Origin of the sequence: Escherichia sp. E4930 (genome assembly GCF_005845405.1) — a bacterium.
Lineage (GTDB): Bacteria > Pseudomonadota > Gammaproteobacteria > Enterobacterales > Enterobacteriaceae > Escherichia.
Map to the genome: position 1 here is coordinate 18606 of NZ_VCDZ01000001.1, position 16958 is coordinate 35563.

The 16958-nt window shown below is 51.0% G+C and carries 16 protein-coding genes; 7 read left to right on the top strand and 9 right to left on the bottom strand.

Annotated features, from left to right (window positions below; translation table 11 throughout):
* Positions 1–20 precede the first annotated feature (20 nt).
* From manZ to manX, 3 genes are all read right to left on the bottom strand, one after another.
* Positions 21–872, bottom strand: a complete 852-nt coding sequence (gene manZ / locus FFT88_RS00110; protein ID WP_130208438.1) for a PTS mannose transporter subunit IID — start codon at positions 870–872, stop codon at positions 21–23.
* Between the two features lie 12 nt (positions 873–884).
* Complete coding sequence (gene manY, locus FFT88_RS00115; protein WP_064529241.1) at positions 885–1685, bottom strand: PTS mannose transporter subunit IIC; 801 nt, start codon at positions 1683–1685, stop codon at positions 885–887.
* 62 nt (positions 1686–1747) lie between these two features.
* Complete coding sequence (gene manX / locus FFT88_RS00120) at positions 1748–2719, bottom strand: PTS mannose transporter subunit IIAB (RefSeq protein WP_130223509.1); 972 nt, start codon at positions 2717–2719, stop codon at positions 1748–1750.
* A 315-nt stretch (positions 2720–3034) separates the two neighbouring features.
* On the opposite strand from manX, the gene FFT88_RS25785 reads away from it, so the two are divergent.
* A complete protein-coding gene (locus FFT88_RS25785) occupies positions 3035–3193 on the top strand; it encodes a hypothetical protein (protein WP_276319693.1) in 159 nt (52 codons plus the stop codon).
* Positions 3181–4737 carry a CNNM family cation transport protein YoaE gene (gene yoaE, locus FFT88_RS00125; protein WP_131161137.1) on the top strand — a complete coding sequence of 519 codons (1557 nt, stop codon included), beginning with the start codon at positions 3181–3183 and terminating at the stop codon, positions 4735–4737. The genes FFT88_RS25785 and yoaE overlap by 13 nt, the downstream gene beginning before the upstream one ends.
* A 3-nt stretch (positions 4738–4740) precedes the next feature.
* Here yoaE and FFT88_RS00130 read toward each other — a convergent pair whose 3' ends face one another.
* The 4 genes from FFT88_RS00130 to pabB form a co-directional block, all read right to left on the bottom strand.
* Entirely contained in the window at positions 4741–6339 is a 1599-nt protein-coding gene (locus FFT88_RS00130) for a cyclic diguanylate phosphodiesterase (RefSeq protein WP_135405786.1), read from the bottom strand.
* 130 nt (positions 6340–6469) lie between these two features.
* Complete coding sequence (gene sdaA / locus FFT88_RS00135; protein ID WP_130208430.1) at positions 6470–7834, bottom strand: L-serine ammonia-lyase; 1365 nt, start codon at positions 7832–7834, stop codon at positions 6470–6472.
* 183 nt (positions 7835–8017) lie between these two features.
* A complete protein-coding gene (locus tag FFT88_RS00140) occupies positions 8018–8596 on the bottom strand; it encodes a CoA pyrophosphatase (protein WP_064529235.1) in 579 nt (192 codons plus the stop codon).
* 3 nt (positions 8597–8599) lie between these two features.
* Entirely contained in the window at positions 8600–9961 is a 1362-nt protein-coding gene (gene pabB / locus FFT88_RS00145) for an aminodeoxychorismate synthase component 1 (protein WP_135405787.1), read from the bottom strand.
* Between the two features lie 73 nt (positions 9962–10034).
* On the opposite strand from pabB, the gene FFT88_RS00150 reads away from it, so the two are divergent.
* The gene (locus tag FFT88_RS00150) at positions 10035–10214 is read left to right on the top strand and encodes a YoaH family protein (RefSeq protein ID WP_130218763.1); all 180 of its coding nucleotides are present in this window, start codon (positions 10035–10037) and stop codon (positions 10212–10214) included.
* 282 nt (positions 10215–10496) lie between these two features.
* On the opposite strand, the gene FFT88_RS00160 is transcribed toward FFT88_RS00150, so the two are convergent.
* Together FFT88_RS00160 and FFT88_RS00165 are read right to left on the bottom strand one after the other, a co-directional pair.
* Complete coding sequence (locus FFT88_RS00160) at positions 10497–10796, bottom strand: DUF1889 family protein (RefSeq protein ID WP_130208426.1); 300 nt, start codon at positions 10794–10796, stop codon at positions 10497–10499.
* 433 nt (positions 10797–11229) lie between these two features.
* Positions 11230–11574 carry a RidA family protein gene (locus FFT88_RS00165; protein ID WP_010376144.1) on the bottom strand — a complete coding sequence of 115 codons (345 nt, stop codon included), beginning with the start codon at positions 11572–11574 and terminating at the stop codon, positions 11230–11232.
* Positions 11575–11705: 131 nt separating this feature from the next.
* Between FFT88_RS00165 and FFT88_RS00170 the strand changes: the two genes are divergently transcribed.
* From FFT88_RS00170 to fadD, 4 genes are all read left to right on the top strand, one after another.
* Positions 11706–13616, top strand: coding sequence for an ATP-dependent DNA helicase (locus FFT88_RS00170; RefSeq protein WP_135385903.1), 1911 nt, complete (start codon positions 11706–11708; stop codon positions 13614–13616).
* Positions 13617–13673: 57 nt separating this feature from the next.
* Positions 13674–14369 (top strand): tRNA (adenosine(37)-N6)-threonylcarbamoyltransferase complex dimerization subunit type 1 TsaB, encoded by a 696-nt coding sequence (gene tsaB, locus FFT88_RS00175; protein ID WP_130223493.1) that lies wholly within the window; start codon positions 13674–13676, stop codon positions 14367–14369.
* A 38-nt stretch (positions 14370–14407) separates the two neighbouring features.
* Positions 14408–14989 (top strand): Slp family lipoprotein YeaY, encoded by a 582-nt coding sequence (gene yeaY, locus FFT88_RS00180; protein ID WP_135405788.1) that lies wholly within the window; start codon positions 14408–14410, stop codon positions 14987–14989.
* Between the two features lie 204 nt (positions 14990–15193).
* Entirely contained in the window at positions 15194–16879 is a 1686-nt protein-coding gene (gene fadD, locus FFT88_RS00185) for a long-chain-fatty-acid--CoA ligase FadD (protein WP_135405789.1), read from the top strand.
* Positions 16880–16958 lie beyond the last annotated feature (79 nt).

Genomic DNA, 16958 nt, shown 5'->3' on the forward strand with positions numbered 1-16958 from the left:
CCCGGTAGTGTACAACAGTCTTACAGTCCCAGCAGGCCGCAAGCGTAACCAGCGATACCGATGACGAAGAAGCCAACGATGATCCACAGCGGGTTCACTTTTTTGCGCAGCAGCCACATACAAGCAAAGGTCAGCAACAGAGGTACCAGGCCCGGCATTAACTGGTCAAGAATGGTCTGTACAGTGGTAACGTGCTCTTTACCCGTCTGGTCAGTGATGCGTGAGACGACCAGCGGGATGTTGACATGTGTCCACTTGTTAACCAATGCCCCCATGACAAACAGGCCGAGAATAGACGCCCCTTCCGTCAGTTTTTGCAGGAAGCCGCCGCCCATATCTTTAACGATATCGATGCCCTTGGAGTAACCATATGCTACGCCGTAGTAACGCGTTGCCAGACGTACCAGGTTAAACAGGATAAAGAACAGCAACGGACCTAACAGGCTGCCGCTCATCGCGATACCGGCGCCCAGCGCTGCGAATACCGGACGTACCGTACCCCAGAAGATTGGGTCGCCTACACCTGCCAGCGGACCCATCAGACCTACTTTGATACCGTTGATTGCGCCATCGTCGATCTCTGCACCGTTAGCACGCTGTTCTTCCAGCGCCAGGGTTACGCCCAGAATTGGCGCCGCCACGAACGGTTGGGTGTTAAAGAATTCGAGGTGACGTTTAATCGCCTGTTTACGGGCATCGTTGTTTTCCGGGTAGAGGCGACGAATCGCCGGCACCATAGAGAAGCAGAAGCCCAGCGCCTGCATACGCTCGAAGTTCCATGAACCCTGGAAGAGGTTAGAACGCAGGAAGACGCCACGAATATCACTCTTAGTGAGTTTTTTCTCAGTGGTAGTTTGAGTTGTATCAACCATTTCGCTCACCTGTTAGTCCAGTTCGTTGTCGAGATCGTTGTTACCAGCAGCCTGAACTGGCGCACCGGCGACACGGTTATATTTCGGGCTCAGCTGAATGTAGAGCACCGCCATAACAGTACCGATGACACCCAGAGCAACCAGGTTAAAGTTGGTGAATGCTGCGGTTACGAAGCCGAGGTAGAAGAACGGCATCAGGTAGCCAGCACGCATCATGTTGATAACCATCGCATAACCAACTACCACGATCATGCCACCGGCAATGTTCAGACCATTGGTCACCACTTCCGGAATGGCGTTCAGCATGTTTTGAACTTCGCTGGTACCAACAGAAAGCGCAACGATAACGGCCGGAATAGCCACACGCATTGCTTGCAGGAACAGAGACGAAACGTGGATCCATGAAATCGCCGTCAAGTTGCCGTTTTCAGCTGCCTTATCCGCAGCGTGCTGGAAAGCAACGGTAATAGTACGAACGATAATGGTCAGAACCTGGCCTGCTGCTGCCAGAGGGATTGCCAGCGCGATACCGGCACCGATGCTCTGATGACCAGCAATAACCAGAATGGTAGAAATAATTGATGCCAGGGCGGCGTCAGGTGCAACAGCGGCACCGATGTTCATCCAGCCCAGCGCGATCATTTCCAGGGTACCACCGATAATAATACCGGTTTTCATATCCCCAAGAACGATACCCACCAGGGTACACGCGATTAGCGGACGGTGAAACTGAAATTCATCGAGGATTGATCCCATACCTGCGATACAGGCTACGATAAATACCAGCACAATTTGAAGAGCGGTAATCTCCATTGTACTTCTCCTGTTTACGTAAGACTTAAGTGTGAAAACTGAGTGATAATCAACACAATACGTTACTTATCGATTTTGCTGATCAGATCCATCATTTTCAGTTTCTGGTCGGTGGAAACCTTACGGACCTCCAGCTCGATGCCGCGTGCATTCAGTTTCTTGAACGCTTCGATATCTTTTTCATCAACCGAAACTGCGTTATTCACCTGAGTTTTGCCCTGACGGAATGCCATACCACCGACGTTGACTGAGGTGATTTTCACGCCGCCTTCAACGAGACGCTCAACATCTGTCGGGTTGGTAAATAACAGCATCACGCGTTCGCCCGCATATTTCGGGTTGTTGTAGACGCGAATCATTTTGGCGACATCAACTACATGCGCTGTTACGCCGGGAGGTGCAACCTGGGTGAGCAGTGTCTTACGAACGGTATCCGCAGCCACTTCGTCACTAACTACGATGATACGGGAGACATTAGTTTCTTTGGTCCAGCGGGTAGCAACCTGACCGTGAATCAAACGATCGTCGATACGCGCGAGGCCAATTACCATATAGTCGTTTGGTCCCATTGGTTTTGCCGGTGCAGGAGCCGCTTTCGGTGCCGCTGCGGCGGGGGCTGGCGCTGCTTTTTCAACGGGTTTCGCTTTCAGTGCTTTCACACCTTCGCGGCCTGTTTCTACCGCCAGTGCTACCAGCTCGTCAAAGCTTGGGTCATCATCACGAGCCATTAACGTTTCCACTAACATTGGAATGTTAACGCCTGCGATCACTTCATAATGCTCTTTGTCGACGACAATGCGGCTGGCAGCATTGAACGGACTGCCTCCCCATGTATCAACGAGAAACAGCACGCCTTTAGTGGTGTCGAGTTTTGCCAACTGAGCGTTGTACTTTTCGATTAGCGTTTCGGCATTTTCGCCAGGAACAAAATCGATCCAGCCAACGTTTTCCTGCTCGCCTAACAGCATCTCTGCCGTTTTAAGCAACTGCTCTGCAGCCCAACCATGTGTGCCTATAACAATAGCAATGGTCACTTGCTACCTCCTTATTATTGTTAACATCTCAACGTGCCAGATGTATTTTTGAATCGTCGTCCACAATCGAATCGATTCAGATAAGGGCTACAACCGGAAACCCCCTGTGCCTCGCGATTTATTTTAGATATCGAAAAAAATATTTTATGTGATGAAGATCCGTAAATTAACTTTGAATTGACAAAATTCCGAAAGAGTAAAAAAAGTTGTCACATTCATTTGCAAAGGAAGGTAAATCTTTGCCAAATCAGAGATCTCTCTGATATGTTTAACTCCCGTTTAACAACCAAGGAGTATAGGGCTGCAGCCCGCAGTATGGATCGTCACCGACGTCACTTCAGCATCAGGCCATATAGCGCCTGCCTTACTGGCATTTTTTGCCGCACCTTTTGTTTGTATTTTCTCGTTTCGCCTGCATTATTTCTGGCGCCGATTAGCTATTCCTTAAGCAGGAGCTTGTCATGGAATTCTTAATGGATCCCTCGATTTGGGCGGGGCTGCTCACGCTTGTCGTCCTTGAAATCGTGCTGGGTATCGATAACCTGGTTTTTATCGCCATCCTTGCCGATAAACTGCCGCCGAAACAACGTGATAAAGCGCGTTTGTTGGGGCTGTCACTGGCGTTGATTATGCGCCTGGGGCTGTTATCGCTTATTTCATGGATGGTCACGCTGACCAAACCGCTATTTACCGTAATGGATTTTTCTTTCTCCGGGCGCGATCTGATTATGCTGTTCGGGGGGATATTCTTGCTGTTCAAAGCGACAACCGAGTTGCATGAGCGGCTGGAAAACCGCGATCATGACTCTGGTCACGGTAAAGGTTATGCCAGTTTCTGGGTGGTCGTCACACAGATTGTCATCCTTGACGCTGTCTTCTCGCTGGATGCAGTGATTACTGCCGTAGGGATGGTCAACCATCTACCGGTAATGATGGCTGCGGTAGTGATTGCGATGGCAGTTATGTTGCTGGCATCGAAACCGCTGACGCGATTCGTTAACCAGCATCCAACAGTTGTAGTGCTCTGTTTGAGCTTCCTGTTGATGATTGGTCTGAGCCTCGTAGCTGAAGGTTTTGGTTTCCATATTCCAAAAGGCTACCTGTATGCAGCAATTGGTTTCTCGATCATCATCGAAGTGTTTAACCAGATTGCGCGCCGTAACTTTATTCGCCATCAGTCGACTTTACCGCTGCGTGCGCGTACCGCCGATGCCATTCTGCGTTTGATGGGGGGTAAACGTCAGGCAAATATTCAACACGATGCCGATAACCCGGTGCCAATTCCGGTTCCAGAAGGTGCCTTTGCCGAAGAAGAGCGTTACATGATTAACGGCGTACTGACTTTGGCGTCACGTTCTCTGCGCGGCATTATGACGCCACGCGGCGAGATCAGTTGGGTAGATGCTAACCTTGGCGTTGATGAAATCCGCCAGCAACTGCTCTCTTCACCGCACAGCCTGTTTCCGGTATGTCGTGGTGAACTGGATGAAATCATCGGTATCGTGCGTGCCAAAGAACTGCTGGTGGCGCTGGAAGTCGGTGTCGACGTGACGGCAATTGCTTCTGCTTCTCCGGCGATAATCGTTCCGGAAACCCTCGACCCGATCAACCTGCTGGGCGTGTTGCGTCGTGCTCGTGGTAGTTTTGTTATCGTCACCAACGAGTTTGGTGTGGTGCAAGGTCTGGTTACGCCGCTGGATGTACTGGAAGCTATTGCTGGTGAGTTCCCGGATGCAGATGAAACGCCGGAAATTGTTATCGATGGCGACGGTTGGCTGGTAAAAGGTGGTACAGACTTACATGCCTTACAGCAGGCGCTTGATGTTGAGCACCTTACCGATGATGATGATATTGCGACGGTTGCAGGTCTGGTAATTTCGGCAAATGGTCACATTCCTCGCGCAGGCGACGTGATCGATGTTGGACCGCTGCATATCACCATCGTAGAAGCCAATGATTATCGTGTTGATCTGGTTCGCATTGTTAAAGAGCAACCGGCGCACGATGAAGACGAGTAAGCGTTAACGTAACGGTATAATGGGTGTGATGCGCCCATTATGCCGGGTGGGCGGCGGTTGGCTGCCCGCCAGCCATTTCGGGAAATCACGCAGCGGCATGGGCTGCGCGTACAAATACCCTTGTAAAATATGCACGCCATGACGGCGCAAATACTTCGCTTGTTCTTGCGTTTCCACACCTTCTGCCACCAGTTCAATATTCAGTCTTTGCCCCAGCGCGATGATGATATCGGTCACCGTTGAGTTAACCGCGTCAGAACCGATAGCTGCGGTAAATGACTTATCAATTTTCAGCACGTCAGGACGTAACGTTTCCAGCCAGGAAAACGAACTGTTGCCGGTGCCAAAGTCATCAATCGCCAGCTTGACGTTTTTACGATGCAGTTCGCGGGCAATCCGATAATCAACATCCAGTAAGGCATCGCGCTCGGTAATTTCGAGGATTAGTGGCTGAATCGGGTTAGCACTAAACCAGTAACGATTGAGATCTTTTAACAATACGCCACGGCGAAAATGGCTGGGGGCGACGTTAATGCCGATGTGGAACTGGCTGCTCATTGGAAAAACGTGGAGTTGACGGATGGTTTCCATCATCACATAACGGGTAAGTGGCACTATCAGGTGATGTTCTTCCGCAATGGGGATAAAAACATCCGGCGAGATCCATCCCTGACGCGGATTATTCCAGCGCAGCAATATCTCTACACCAATACATTGCTGCGAGCGCGCGTTGAGTAGAGGCTGACAAAATAACTCAAATTCGCGCTGCGCCAGCCCGAGATTTATCTCGCGTGAAAAGCTCATTCTATGGGCCGTGGCCAACCATGCGATGTACCCCACCAGTAAACTCAACAGTACCGCTAGTGGAAACTGGCTGGGAAGATATTGCAACGCCAGCGCTGTCGCACCAGGTCCACTAACGCTGATGATAAAAGGAAAATTCTGCGATGAAACCTGGTAACGTTCATTGCCATTAAGCGGAGGTAAAGAATCAACCAGACCATCATCATAGAGTAAATGGCGATCGGCTACCGTCAGGCTGGCCGTTCTTATTTGCGGCAATTGCGGCTCCAGCAACATTGCCATCAACAGGTCGATGTTGATCATCTCCAGCACGCCATCTCGACCATTGCCCGGTAAAGGCGTCCACTGAATCAATACCGGGCTGTCTTTAATTAATACGCGGTCGGTAGTTAAGCGTAAAAGGGGCTGCGGCGCGAGTAAATCAGCCTGGATATCTTCAGCAGGAACATTGCGATAACCAAAAATGCTGGAACAATAAAGCGTGCCGTCTTGCACCAGGCCAATTGACCGTACAGTTTGCAGTTTTGCCGCCTGTTTTCGTAAGGGGAGATGGGCGACTGAGCAGGGGAGTCCAATCAGGGGAAGCAGTACGTTGTTACCCGCCTGAAGTGGAAGCAGGACTTTGTCTAATTCCTCAACGGCGTGATTGGCAAAGAGCACTACCCGCTGCTGATTTAAGTTCCGCTGTGAAATAAATCGCACGCTCAGTGTTGCCACAAACGTAAAGAGTGCGCAAATCGTACAAACAATCATTCGATTACGGCGATAGGTTTTAATGATCCGTTGTGCTTTTTGCATGCGGGCCACCCGGTAAGCGTATGGCGACAAACGCCTGACGCAACAGTGGAAGTGTAGTGGGGAAAATTACAGCAGACGAGAAAGCGAGGGTAAATTCGCCCATCCGTTGCAGATGGGCGAGGATAAAGTATTAGTCACACTGGACTTTAATCGCCAGACCACCGCGTGAGGTTTCGCGATATTTAGCGTTCATATCCTTTCCTGTTTCGTACATCGTTTCGATGACTTTATCCAGTGAGACGCGTGGTGCACTAGTACGACGCAGAGCCATTCGCGCGGCGTTAATCGCCTTCACTGATGCAATAGCGTTACGTTCAATGCACGGAACCTGAACCTGACCCGCAACCGGGTCGCAAGTCAGACCAAGGTTGTGTTCCATGCCAATTTCCGCCGCCACGCAAACCTGTTCAGGGCTACCGCCCAACAGTTCTGCAAGACCCGCCGCAGCCATTGAACAGGCAACGCCCACTTCGCCCTGGCAACCGACTTCCGCACCGGAAATAGACGCGTTCATTTTGTACAGTGCGCCAATCGCTCCGGCCGCCATAAAGTAGCGGGTATAAATATCAGGGCTCACCGATTCAATAAAGTGGTCATAGTAAGCCAGTACCGCCGGAACAATGCCACAAGCACCGTTGGTTGGTGCAGTCACCACGCGGCCACCTGCGGCGTTCTCTTCGTTAACTGCCAGCGCAAACATGTTTACCCAGTCGATGACATTCATCGGATCGTTAGACAGTTTATCGCTGGAAACCAGCATACGGCGCAGGGCAGACGCACGGCGCGGAACACGCAGCGGACCAGGCAATACGCCTTCGGTGTTCATCCCACGATCGATACATGCCTGCATGGTTTGCCAGACATGAGCGAAATACTCGTCGATCTCTTTCTTGCTGTGCAACGCCAGTTCGTTCTGCATTGCCAGACCGGAAAGGGAATAACCGGTTTCATTACAGTACGCAAGCAGCTCGGTGGCGGATTTGAACGGATACGGCACACTGACTTCGTTGGCGGCATCGTGACCAAAATGTTCTTCATCGACGATAAAACCGCCGCCGATGGAATAATAAGTTTTGCTGTAAACAACGGTATCGCCGTTATAGGCGTGGATTTGCATCCCGTTTTCATGCAGCGGCAGGTTACCGTTATGAAAACGCATCCCGTTGTCGCGTGGGAAATCCACTTCATGCCGTCCCTGTGCCAGCAGCAGACGTTCGCGCTCTTCTACGTCGCGAATAAAACCGGGAATACTGTCGATATCCACGGTGGCAGGTTCGTTACCTGCAAGACCCATAATAATGGCGATATCGGTGTGGTGGCCTTTACCCGTCAGCGACAGTGAACCATAAACGTCCACGGCAACTCGGGTAACGCTATCCAGTAAGCCTTTTTCGACCAGATCATCGACGAACTGTTTACCCGCCTTCATAGGCCCTACAGTATGGGAAGATGAGGGACCAATCCCCACCTTAAACATGTCGAATAGACTAATCACGATAATACTCCTGACAAGGTGACTGGACTTCCAGTAACGAACTAATAACAGCGCATAGTGTAAGAGGGAACGCGGCGACAGGCTTAACTATTCACATGAATTAAACTAATCAAAAACCGCGATTTAACTAATATTGCGATGATTGTCTCAAGTAGTGTTTTGTAGATGTAAAGATAAGTATAGTCAGGGTTTCACACCAATTTGTAGCGCTAGTTCACGAATTATGCCTGCGGTCATTCCCCATACAAAATACTGTTCGTACCAGGAAAGCCATACCCGATGCGAATCGCCACGGCGGTAGATATCCAAAGGATGATAACGGCCCAAATGTAACGCCTGGGCGAGCGGCATTTCAAATACTGCGGAGACTTCATCTTCACTGGCGCGATACGGTAAATCAGGCGGGATAATGCCGACCACGGGAGTGACCTGGTAGCCCGTTACGCTATCGACAGGGGGTAACACGCCGATAACCTCAACGGCTGAAGGCGGTATGGCGACCTCTTCTTCGGCTTCACGCAGCGCAGCGGCGATAACTGACGCGTCCGTGTCATCGACCGCACCTCCAGGGAATGCGACTTGTCCAGCATGTTTGCGCAGATGAATGGAACGCTGAGTCAGCAGCAAGCCCGGTTGCGGTCGGCGGACAATGGGGATTAACACGGCAGCCTGACGATGATTTAAGGTTTCCCGGTTAATTTGCGGACGCAATAGTTGAAATCGCGATAAAAAATCATCAAGCGTCAGGCCACGGTATTCCACGTCTTACTTCTCCAGTTGCTTCAGGATACGATTAACTTTATCAAAAGTTTCCTGATATTCCGCTTCTTCCTGGCTATCAGCAACGATGCCGCCACCAGCGGAACAGTAAATCTGCCCGTTAACCGCCGTTAGCGTGCGGATGGTGATGCTGGTATCCATATTGCCGCAGAAGCTTAAATAGCCAATGCTGCCGCACCAGGCATTGCGTCGCTGCGGTTCCAGTTCATCAATAATCTCCATTGCCCGCACTTTCGGCGCGCCGGTGATTGAGCCTCCGGGAAAAGCCGCGCGCAGCAGATCGCTGGCATGCAACTGCTCTGGCAAGCGTGCCGTTATGGTGCTGACCAGATGATGCACGGCAGGGAAGGGCTCTACCACAAACAGTTCAGGCACTTTTACTGAGCCTGGTACGGCAACTCGGCCGATGTCATTGCGCATTAAATCGACAATCATCAGATTTTCGGCGCGATCTTTCGGTGAGTTCGCCAGTTTTTCAGCTTGTTTGTTATCTTCCTGAGGATCGGACAAGCGTGGGAGCGTGCCTTTAATCGGGCGGGTCTGGATCTCACCACCATCACAAAGAATAAACCGTTCTGGTGAAAGGCTTAAAATCACACCTTGTTCCAGACGCAGGAAGGCACTGAAAGGTGCGCGGTTTGCCTGATTAAGCTGAACGAACGCCTGCCATTCATCGCCAGAATAGGTCGCGTGAAAACGCTGGGCGAGATTCACCTGATAGCAATCGCCGCTGTGCAGATATTCCTGCACCTGGCGAAATTTCTCGCCATACTGCTCGCGGTTCATATTGGATTGCCAGGCGGATGTTAACTTGAAATCTTGCTGTGGTGCCATTTGCTGGCTGTCCAGCCACGCCAGACGCGCATTGACATCACGATGGCTGAGTAGCGAAATACGCTGACGCTGGTGGTCGACGATCAGCGCCCAGTCGTAGATACCAACCGCCATGTCAGGCAAGTCGACATCTCGTTGCGCAATTTCTGGCAGCGACTCAAACCGACGACCCAGATCGTAGCCAAACAGCCCAAGCGCGCCGCCCTGAAATGGCAAATTATTGCTATGCGACGGGTGAATGTTTGCACGGTCCAGTGCCTGTTGGAGCACTTTGAGCGGATCGTCAGTGGTCGTTGTGCGGATTTCTCCTTCACATACCCGGGTTTCATTATCGTGAGTGGTTAAAGTGCAAACGGGGTCAGCCACCACAATATCAAAGCGACTATGCGGATGGTCGGCGTAGCCGGAGTGCAACAACATCGCCCACGGCAGGTGGCTTAAGCGGGCAAAATAAAATTCAGCGGCGTCCTGACGCCAGGGTAAAGTAATCACAGCGGGAGATAACGTCTTCATCAGTCCTGACTCTACTGGCTATGTGCCGGGTAGCATGAAATAATTAGCGCCAACAATTTAGCAGGAGTTAACAATGTTTGCAGGTTTACCTTCACTCACCCATGAACAGCAGCAAAAAGCCGTTGAGCGTATTCAGGAACTGATGGCACAGGGGATGAGCAGCGGTCAGGCCATCGCGCTGGTGGCAGAAGAGCTGCGCGCCAACCATACCGGCGAGCAAATAGTGGCGCGTTTTGAGGATGAGGACGAGTAACACAAAATGATCCGTATCGATTTCGTCACGGATGACGTCCTGTATCTTGATACGGATAGCCTCATCGGTTGGGATTTTCCGGCATGAACTTACATCGTGTCATTTTTGACGGTATGTGCCTGGACGGCGCGCGTAATGACAATGGTCCGCCGCGTTGAAATAAAAATCACGGGGCCATATCTGTTGATTAATTTGGGCTGTGTTTATGATGACGAGAAAAAAGGACGCTTTTCTGAGGTCAATGAAAGCGTCCGGATTGATTTTTAAAGCTGGAGTTTTAACTCACACAAGGGCTTTAAGTTCTTCCTGCATATAAGACGAGAAGTATTCAGGGTTTTTAATCACCACGCGTTCGCCAGAATCCATCTTTTTGGCCCATCCCACCATTTTTTCCGTGAATCCAGGATTCCAGCCTTCCTGTTCAGCTCGCGCAGTAATATCGGCGGTACTCGCGGGGACTCCCAGGTCATGCAAATATTTAAATATTCCTTTCGCCGTACTTTCATTCATCGAGCTTGGTGTTGATGCTGATACATCCATGGCACTAATGAAATCCAGGGCTTTATCTATTGCAGCAGGCATATTCTTGTCCTTAAATTAACCACGTTTTTGATAAGGCTATATATGACCTTAAATTGCATCTAATATCAAAGGGATTATAACGATATATCAGTAGTTAACCTGTTGACATTCAGGTGTTTTAAAGGTAGCAGGTCATGGCGGGTTTTCTAGTGATACGGCAAAAAATTAACGGTGAATCGCCGCGCTCCAGCCAGATTGTTAAGGGCAGAAAAGTCAGAGTAAACGGCTCGGGGAGTTAACAGAATGGTTTAGTTTGGGTGATTAATATCATTTTTGTATAGAAGCAGTTGAAATCATAAAAATAAGTTACCTGACGGATTTCATTATTTATCTAAAGTATCCTCTTAAACACTGGCCGATTTGTTTATAACCGACCAGTATTTTCGAACAATTATCGTCTGATTTTTACTTTGATAGAATTCTTTTTCTGGAATTAAACCGCAGCGATAATCTTAATTTCAACCTTGTACTGCGGATTCATCAGCCCCGCCTGCACCGTGCAGCGCACCGGCGCGTGACCCGCTACAACCCAGGCATCCCATGCTTTATTCATTGCCGCAAAGTCGTTTTTATCGGCAAGGAAAATGGTGGCATCCAGAATGCTCGATTTATTGCTGCCCTGTTTTTCCAGCACGGCGTCAATTTGCGCCAGCGTGTTGGCGGTTTGTTCAAAAGCATCGGCATCGAGGTTTTCTGGTACGCCAGTGTAGTAGAGCGTGTTGTTGTGGATCACCACATCAGACCAGCGGGCTTCAGCGTCGATACGAACGATAGTCATCATTATGTCCTCATTAACTTTCCATTTTTGTGCTGCAAAGACTGCCACAATGTGAGGTTGCCGTCACCACTTCAACTAGCGAAAACCAGCCTGGCCTGACATAATCCCTGTTCAAATCAACAGGGGGTAGTGTGACGGACGATTTTGCACCAGACGGTCAACTGGCGAAAGCGATACCAGGCTTTAAGCCGCGAGAACCACAGCGACAGATGGCGGTAGCCGTCACCCAGGCGATAGAAAAAGGCCAGCCGCTGGTGGTGGAAGCGGGAACCGGTACGGGCAAAACCTACGCTTACCTGGCTCCTGCGCTGCGGGCGAAAAAGAAAGTCATCATCTCGACCGGCTCAAAAGCGTTGCAGGATCAGCTCTACAGCCGCGATTTGCCAACGGTCTCAAAGGCATTGAAATACACGGGCAATGTGGCGTTGCTGAAAGGGCGCTCAAACTACCTCTGCCTCGAACGACTTGAACAGCAGGCGCTGGCGGGCGGAGATTTGCCAGTACAAACCTTAAGCGATGTGATCCTCCTGCGCTCCTGGTCTAATCAAACAGTCGATGGCGATATCAGCACCTGCGTTAGCGTGGCGGAAGATTCACAGGCGTGGCCGCTAGTCACCAGCACCAACGACAACTGTCTTGGCAGCGACTGCCCAATGTATAAAGATTGCTTTGTGGTTAAAGCGCGTAAAAAAGCGATGGATGCTGATGTGGTTGTGGTGAACCATCATCTGTTTCTGGCGGATATGGTGGTTAAAGAAAGTGGATTTGGCGAACTGATCCCGGAAGCAGACGTGATGATCTTCGACGAAGCCCACCAGCTGCCGGACATTGCCAGCCAGTACTTTGGGCAGTCGCTCTCCAGCCGACAACTGCTCGATCTGGCAAAAGACATCACCATCGCCTATCGCACCGAATTAAAAGACACTCAACAGTTACAAAAATGCGCCGACCGTCTTGCCCAGAGCGCGCAGGATTTTCGTCTGCAACTCGGCGAGCCAGGTTATCGCGGTAATCTGCGCGAACTGTTAGCCAACCCACAAATTCAGCGGGCGTTTTTACTGCTCGATGACACCCTTGAACTCTGTTACGACGTGGCGAAATTGTCGCTGGGGCGTTCCGCCTTGCTGGATGCGGCATTTGAACGCGCCACGTTATATCGTACACGTCTGAAGCGGCTAAAAGAGATCAACCAACCAGGCTACAGCTACTGGTACGAATGCACTTCGCGCCATTTCACTCTCGCGTTGACGCCGCTCAGCGTGGCGGATAAATTCAAAGAATTAATGGAACAAAAGCCCGGAAGCTGGATCTTTACCTCGGCAACGTTGTCGGTGAATGACGATCTGCATCATTTCACCTCGCGGCTTGGCATCGAACAGGCCGAGTCGTTGCTGTTGCCAAGCCCCTTTGATTACAGCCGCCAGGCGTTACTCTGTGTGCCGCGCAATCTGCCGCAAACCAACCAGCCAGGTTCTGCTCGCCAGTTAGCGGCAATGCTGCGACCGATCATCGAAGCTAACAACGGTCGTTGCTTTATGCTTTGTACCTCGCACGCCATGATGCGCGATCTGGCTGAGCAGTTCCGCGCTACCATGACGCTTCCCGTATTGTTGCAGGGGGAAACCAGCAAAGGGCAACTGTTGCAGCAATTTGTCAGTGCCGGTAACGCGCTTCTTGTGGCGACCAGCAGTTTCTGGGAAGGGGTGGACGTGCGTGGCGATACATTGTCATTGGTGATTATCGACAAGTTGCCGTTTACCTCGCCGGATGACCCGCTGTTAAAAGCGCGCATGGAAGATTGCCGTTTGCGCGGTGGCGACCCGTTCGATGAAGTGCAACTACCAGATGCCGTCATTACTCTCAAACAGGGAGTAGGGCGACTGATTCGCGACGCCGACGATCGCGGCGTGCTGGTGATTTGCGACAATCGGCTGGTGATGCGCCCTTATGGCGCCACTTTTCTTGCCAGCCTGCCGCCCGCGCCGCGTACCCGTGATATTGCCCGTGCGGTTCGTTTCCTTGCGATACCATCCTCCAGGTAATTTGTGATGGAGTATGGTATGATGCGCGCCTTTTTATTGATCTAAGCACGAAGACCCATGCGAATTCTGGCTATCGATACCGCGACAGAGGCCTGCTCTGTCGCCCTGTGGAACGACGGTACTGTCAACGCTCATTTTGAGCTTTGCCCTCGTGAACATACTCAACGAATCTTACCGATGGTGCAGGATATCCTGACCACCAGCGGAACTTCCCTGACTGATATTAACGCTCTGGCTTACGGGCGCGGCCCCGGTAGCTTTACTGGCGTGCGCATTGGTATTGGCATCGCGCAAGGACTGGCACTTGGTGCGGAGCTCCCGATGATTGGCGTCTCCACGCTAATGACAATGGCGCAAGGAGCATGGCGCAAAACTGGCGCAACCCGCGTGTTGGCAGCCATTGACGCGCGAATGGGCGAAGTTTACTGGGCCGAATATCAGCGTGATGAAAACGGTGTCTGGCACGGTGAAGAAACCGAAGCCGTACTCAAACCAGAACTCGTTCATGAACGGATGCAACAGCTTTCCGGTGAATGGGCGACCGTGGGTACAGGCTGGCAAGCCTGGCCGGATCTCGGTAAAGAAAGCGGGCTGGTTTTGCGCGATGGCGAAGTGTTACTGCCCGCTGCAGAAGATATGCTGCCGATTGCCTGTCAGATGTTTGCCGAGGGTAAAACGGTGGCGGTGGAACATGCCGAGCCGGTTTATTTGCGTAACAACGTCGCATGGAAGAAACTTCCGGGCAAAGAATGAATCTTAAGAGTATGCCCTGAGAAAAAAGGAGTCGCATCATGGCGGTTCAAAACAATATTATCAAAGGCATACTGGCAGGTACGTTTGCGCTAATACTGAGCGGTTGTGTCACTGTGCCGGACGCCATTAAAGGCAGTAGCCCAACACCGCAACAAGATTTAGTTCGGGTGATGAGTGCGCCGCAGCTGTACGTTGGTCAGGAAGCTCGATTTGGCGGTAAAGTGGTTGCGGTGCAAAACCAGCAAGGGAAAACCCGCCTGGAAATTGCCACTGTACCACTCGATAGCGGAGCAAGACCGACGCTGGGAGAACCGTCGCGTGGGCGCATTTATGCCGATGTGAATGGTTTTCTTGATCCGGTCGATTTCCGAGGCCAGCTGGTGACAGTTGTCGGGCCGATCACCGGTACGGTTGACGGAAAAATTGGCAACACGCCATATAAATTTATGGTAATGCAGGCAACGGGTTACAAACGTTGGCATTTAACCCAGCAGGTGATTATGCCGCCACAGCCGATTGATCCCTGGTTTTATGGTGGGCGAGGCTGGCCCTATGGCTACGGCGGATGGGGCTGGTATAATCCAGGTCCCGCGAGAGTACAAACAGTTGTAACTGAATAATTGCTTGTTTTTAAAGAAAAAGAAACAGCGGCTGGTCCGCTGTTTCTGCATTCTTACAGTAAAGATAAAAATAAATAGTGACGCGCTTCGCAACCTTTTCGTTGGGTAATTATCAAGCTGGTAAGATGAGTTAATATTATGTTAACAATATGTTTATCACTTGGGGTTGCGATGACGACGAACACGCATTTTAGAGGTGAAGAATTGAAGAAGGTTTGGCTTAACCGTTATCCCGCGGACGTTCCGACGGAGATCAACCCTGACCGTTATCAATCTCTGGTAGATATGTTTGAGCAGTCGGTCACGCGCTACGCCGACCAGCCCGCGTTTATGAATATGGGGGAGGTCATGACCTTCCGCAAGCTGGAAGAGCGCAGTCGCGCGTTTGCCGCTTATTTGCAACAAGGGCTGGGTCTTAAAAAGGGCGATCGCGTTGCGCTGATGATGCCTAACTTATTGCAATATCCAGTGGCGCTGTTCGGCATTTTGCGCGCCGGGATGATTGTCGTAAACGTCAACCCGTTGTATACCCCACGCGAGCTTGAGCATCAGCTCAATGACAGCGGCGCATCGGCGATTGTCATTGTGTCTAACTTTGCCCACACTCTGGAAAAAGTGGTTGATAAAACCGCCGTTCAGCACGTTATCCTGACCCGTATGGGCGATCAGCTTTCCACAGCGAAAGGCACACTGGTTAACTTCGTTGTTAAATACATCAAGCGTCTGGTGCCGAAATACCATCTGCCAGATGCCATTTCATTTCGTAGCGCCCTGCATAACGGCTACCGGATGCAGTACGTCAAACCTGAACTGGTGGCGGAAGATTTAGCTTTCCTGCAATACACCGGCGGCACCACAGGTGTGGCGAAAGGCGCGATGCTGACTCACCGCAATATGCTGGCGAACCTGGAACAGGTCAACGCCACCTATGGGCCGTTGCTGCATCCAGGTAAAGAACTGGTAGTAACGGCACTGCCGCTCTATCACATTTTTGCGTTGACCATTAACTGTCTGCTGTTTATCGAACTCGGCGGGCAGAACCTGCTTATTACTAACCCACGTGATATTCCGGGGCTGGTGAAAGAGCTGGCGAAATATCCGTTTACCGCTATCACCGGCGTAAACACCTTGTTCAATGCGTTGCTGAACAATAAAGAGTTCCAGCAACTGGATTTCTCCAGTCTGCACCTTTCCGCAGGCGGTGGGATGCCTGTTCAACAAGTGGTGGCAGAACGCTGGGTGAAACTGACCGGACAGTATCTGCTGGAAGGTTATGGCCTGACCGAGTGCGCGCCGCTGGTCAGCGTTAACCCGTATGATATTGATTATCATAGCGGTAGCATCGGTTTGCCGGTGCCATCGACGGAAGCCAAGCTGGTGGATGACGACGACAACGAAGTACCACCAGGCCAGCCAGGTGAACTTTGTGTCAAAGGACCGCAGGTGATGCTGGGGTACTGGCAGCGTCCGGATGCTACCGATGAGATCATCAAAAATGGCTGGTTACACACTGGCGACATCGCGGTGATGGATGAAGAAGGATTCCTGCGTATTGTCGATCGCAAAAAAGACATGATTCTGGTTTCCGGTTTTAACGTTTATCCCAACGAGATTGAAGATGTCGTCATGCAGCATCCTGGCGTACAGGAAGTCGCGGCGGTTGGCGTACCTTCCGGCTCCAGTGGTGAAGCGGTGAAAATCTTCGTAGTGAAAAAAGATCCATCGCTTACCGAAGAGTCACTGGTGACCTTTTGCCGCCGTCAGCTCACAGGCTACAAAGTACCGAAGCTGGTGGAGTTTCGTGATGAGTTACCGAAATCTAACGTCGGAAAAATTTTGCGACGAGAATTACGTGACGAAGCGCGCGGCAAAGTGGACAATAAAGCCTGAGCGTTAAGTCAGTCGTCAGACGCCGGTTAATCCGGCGTTTTTTTTGACGCCCACTAAAGAGAATACAATTTGAATTACC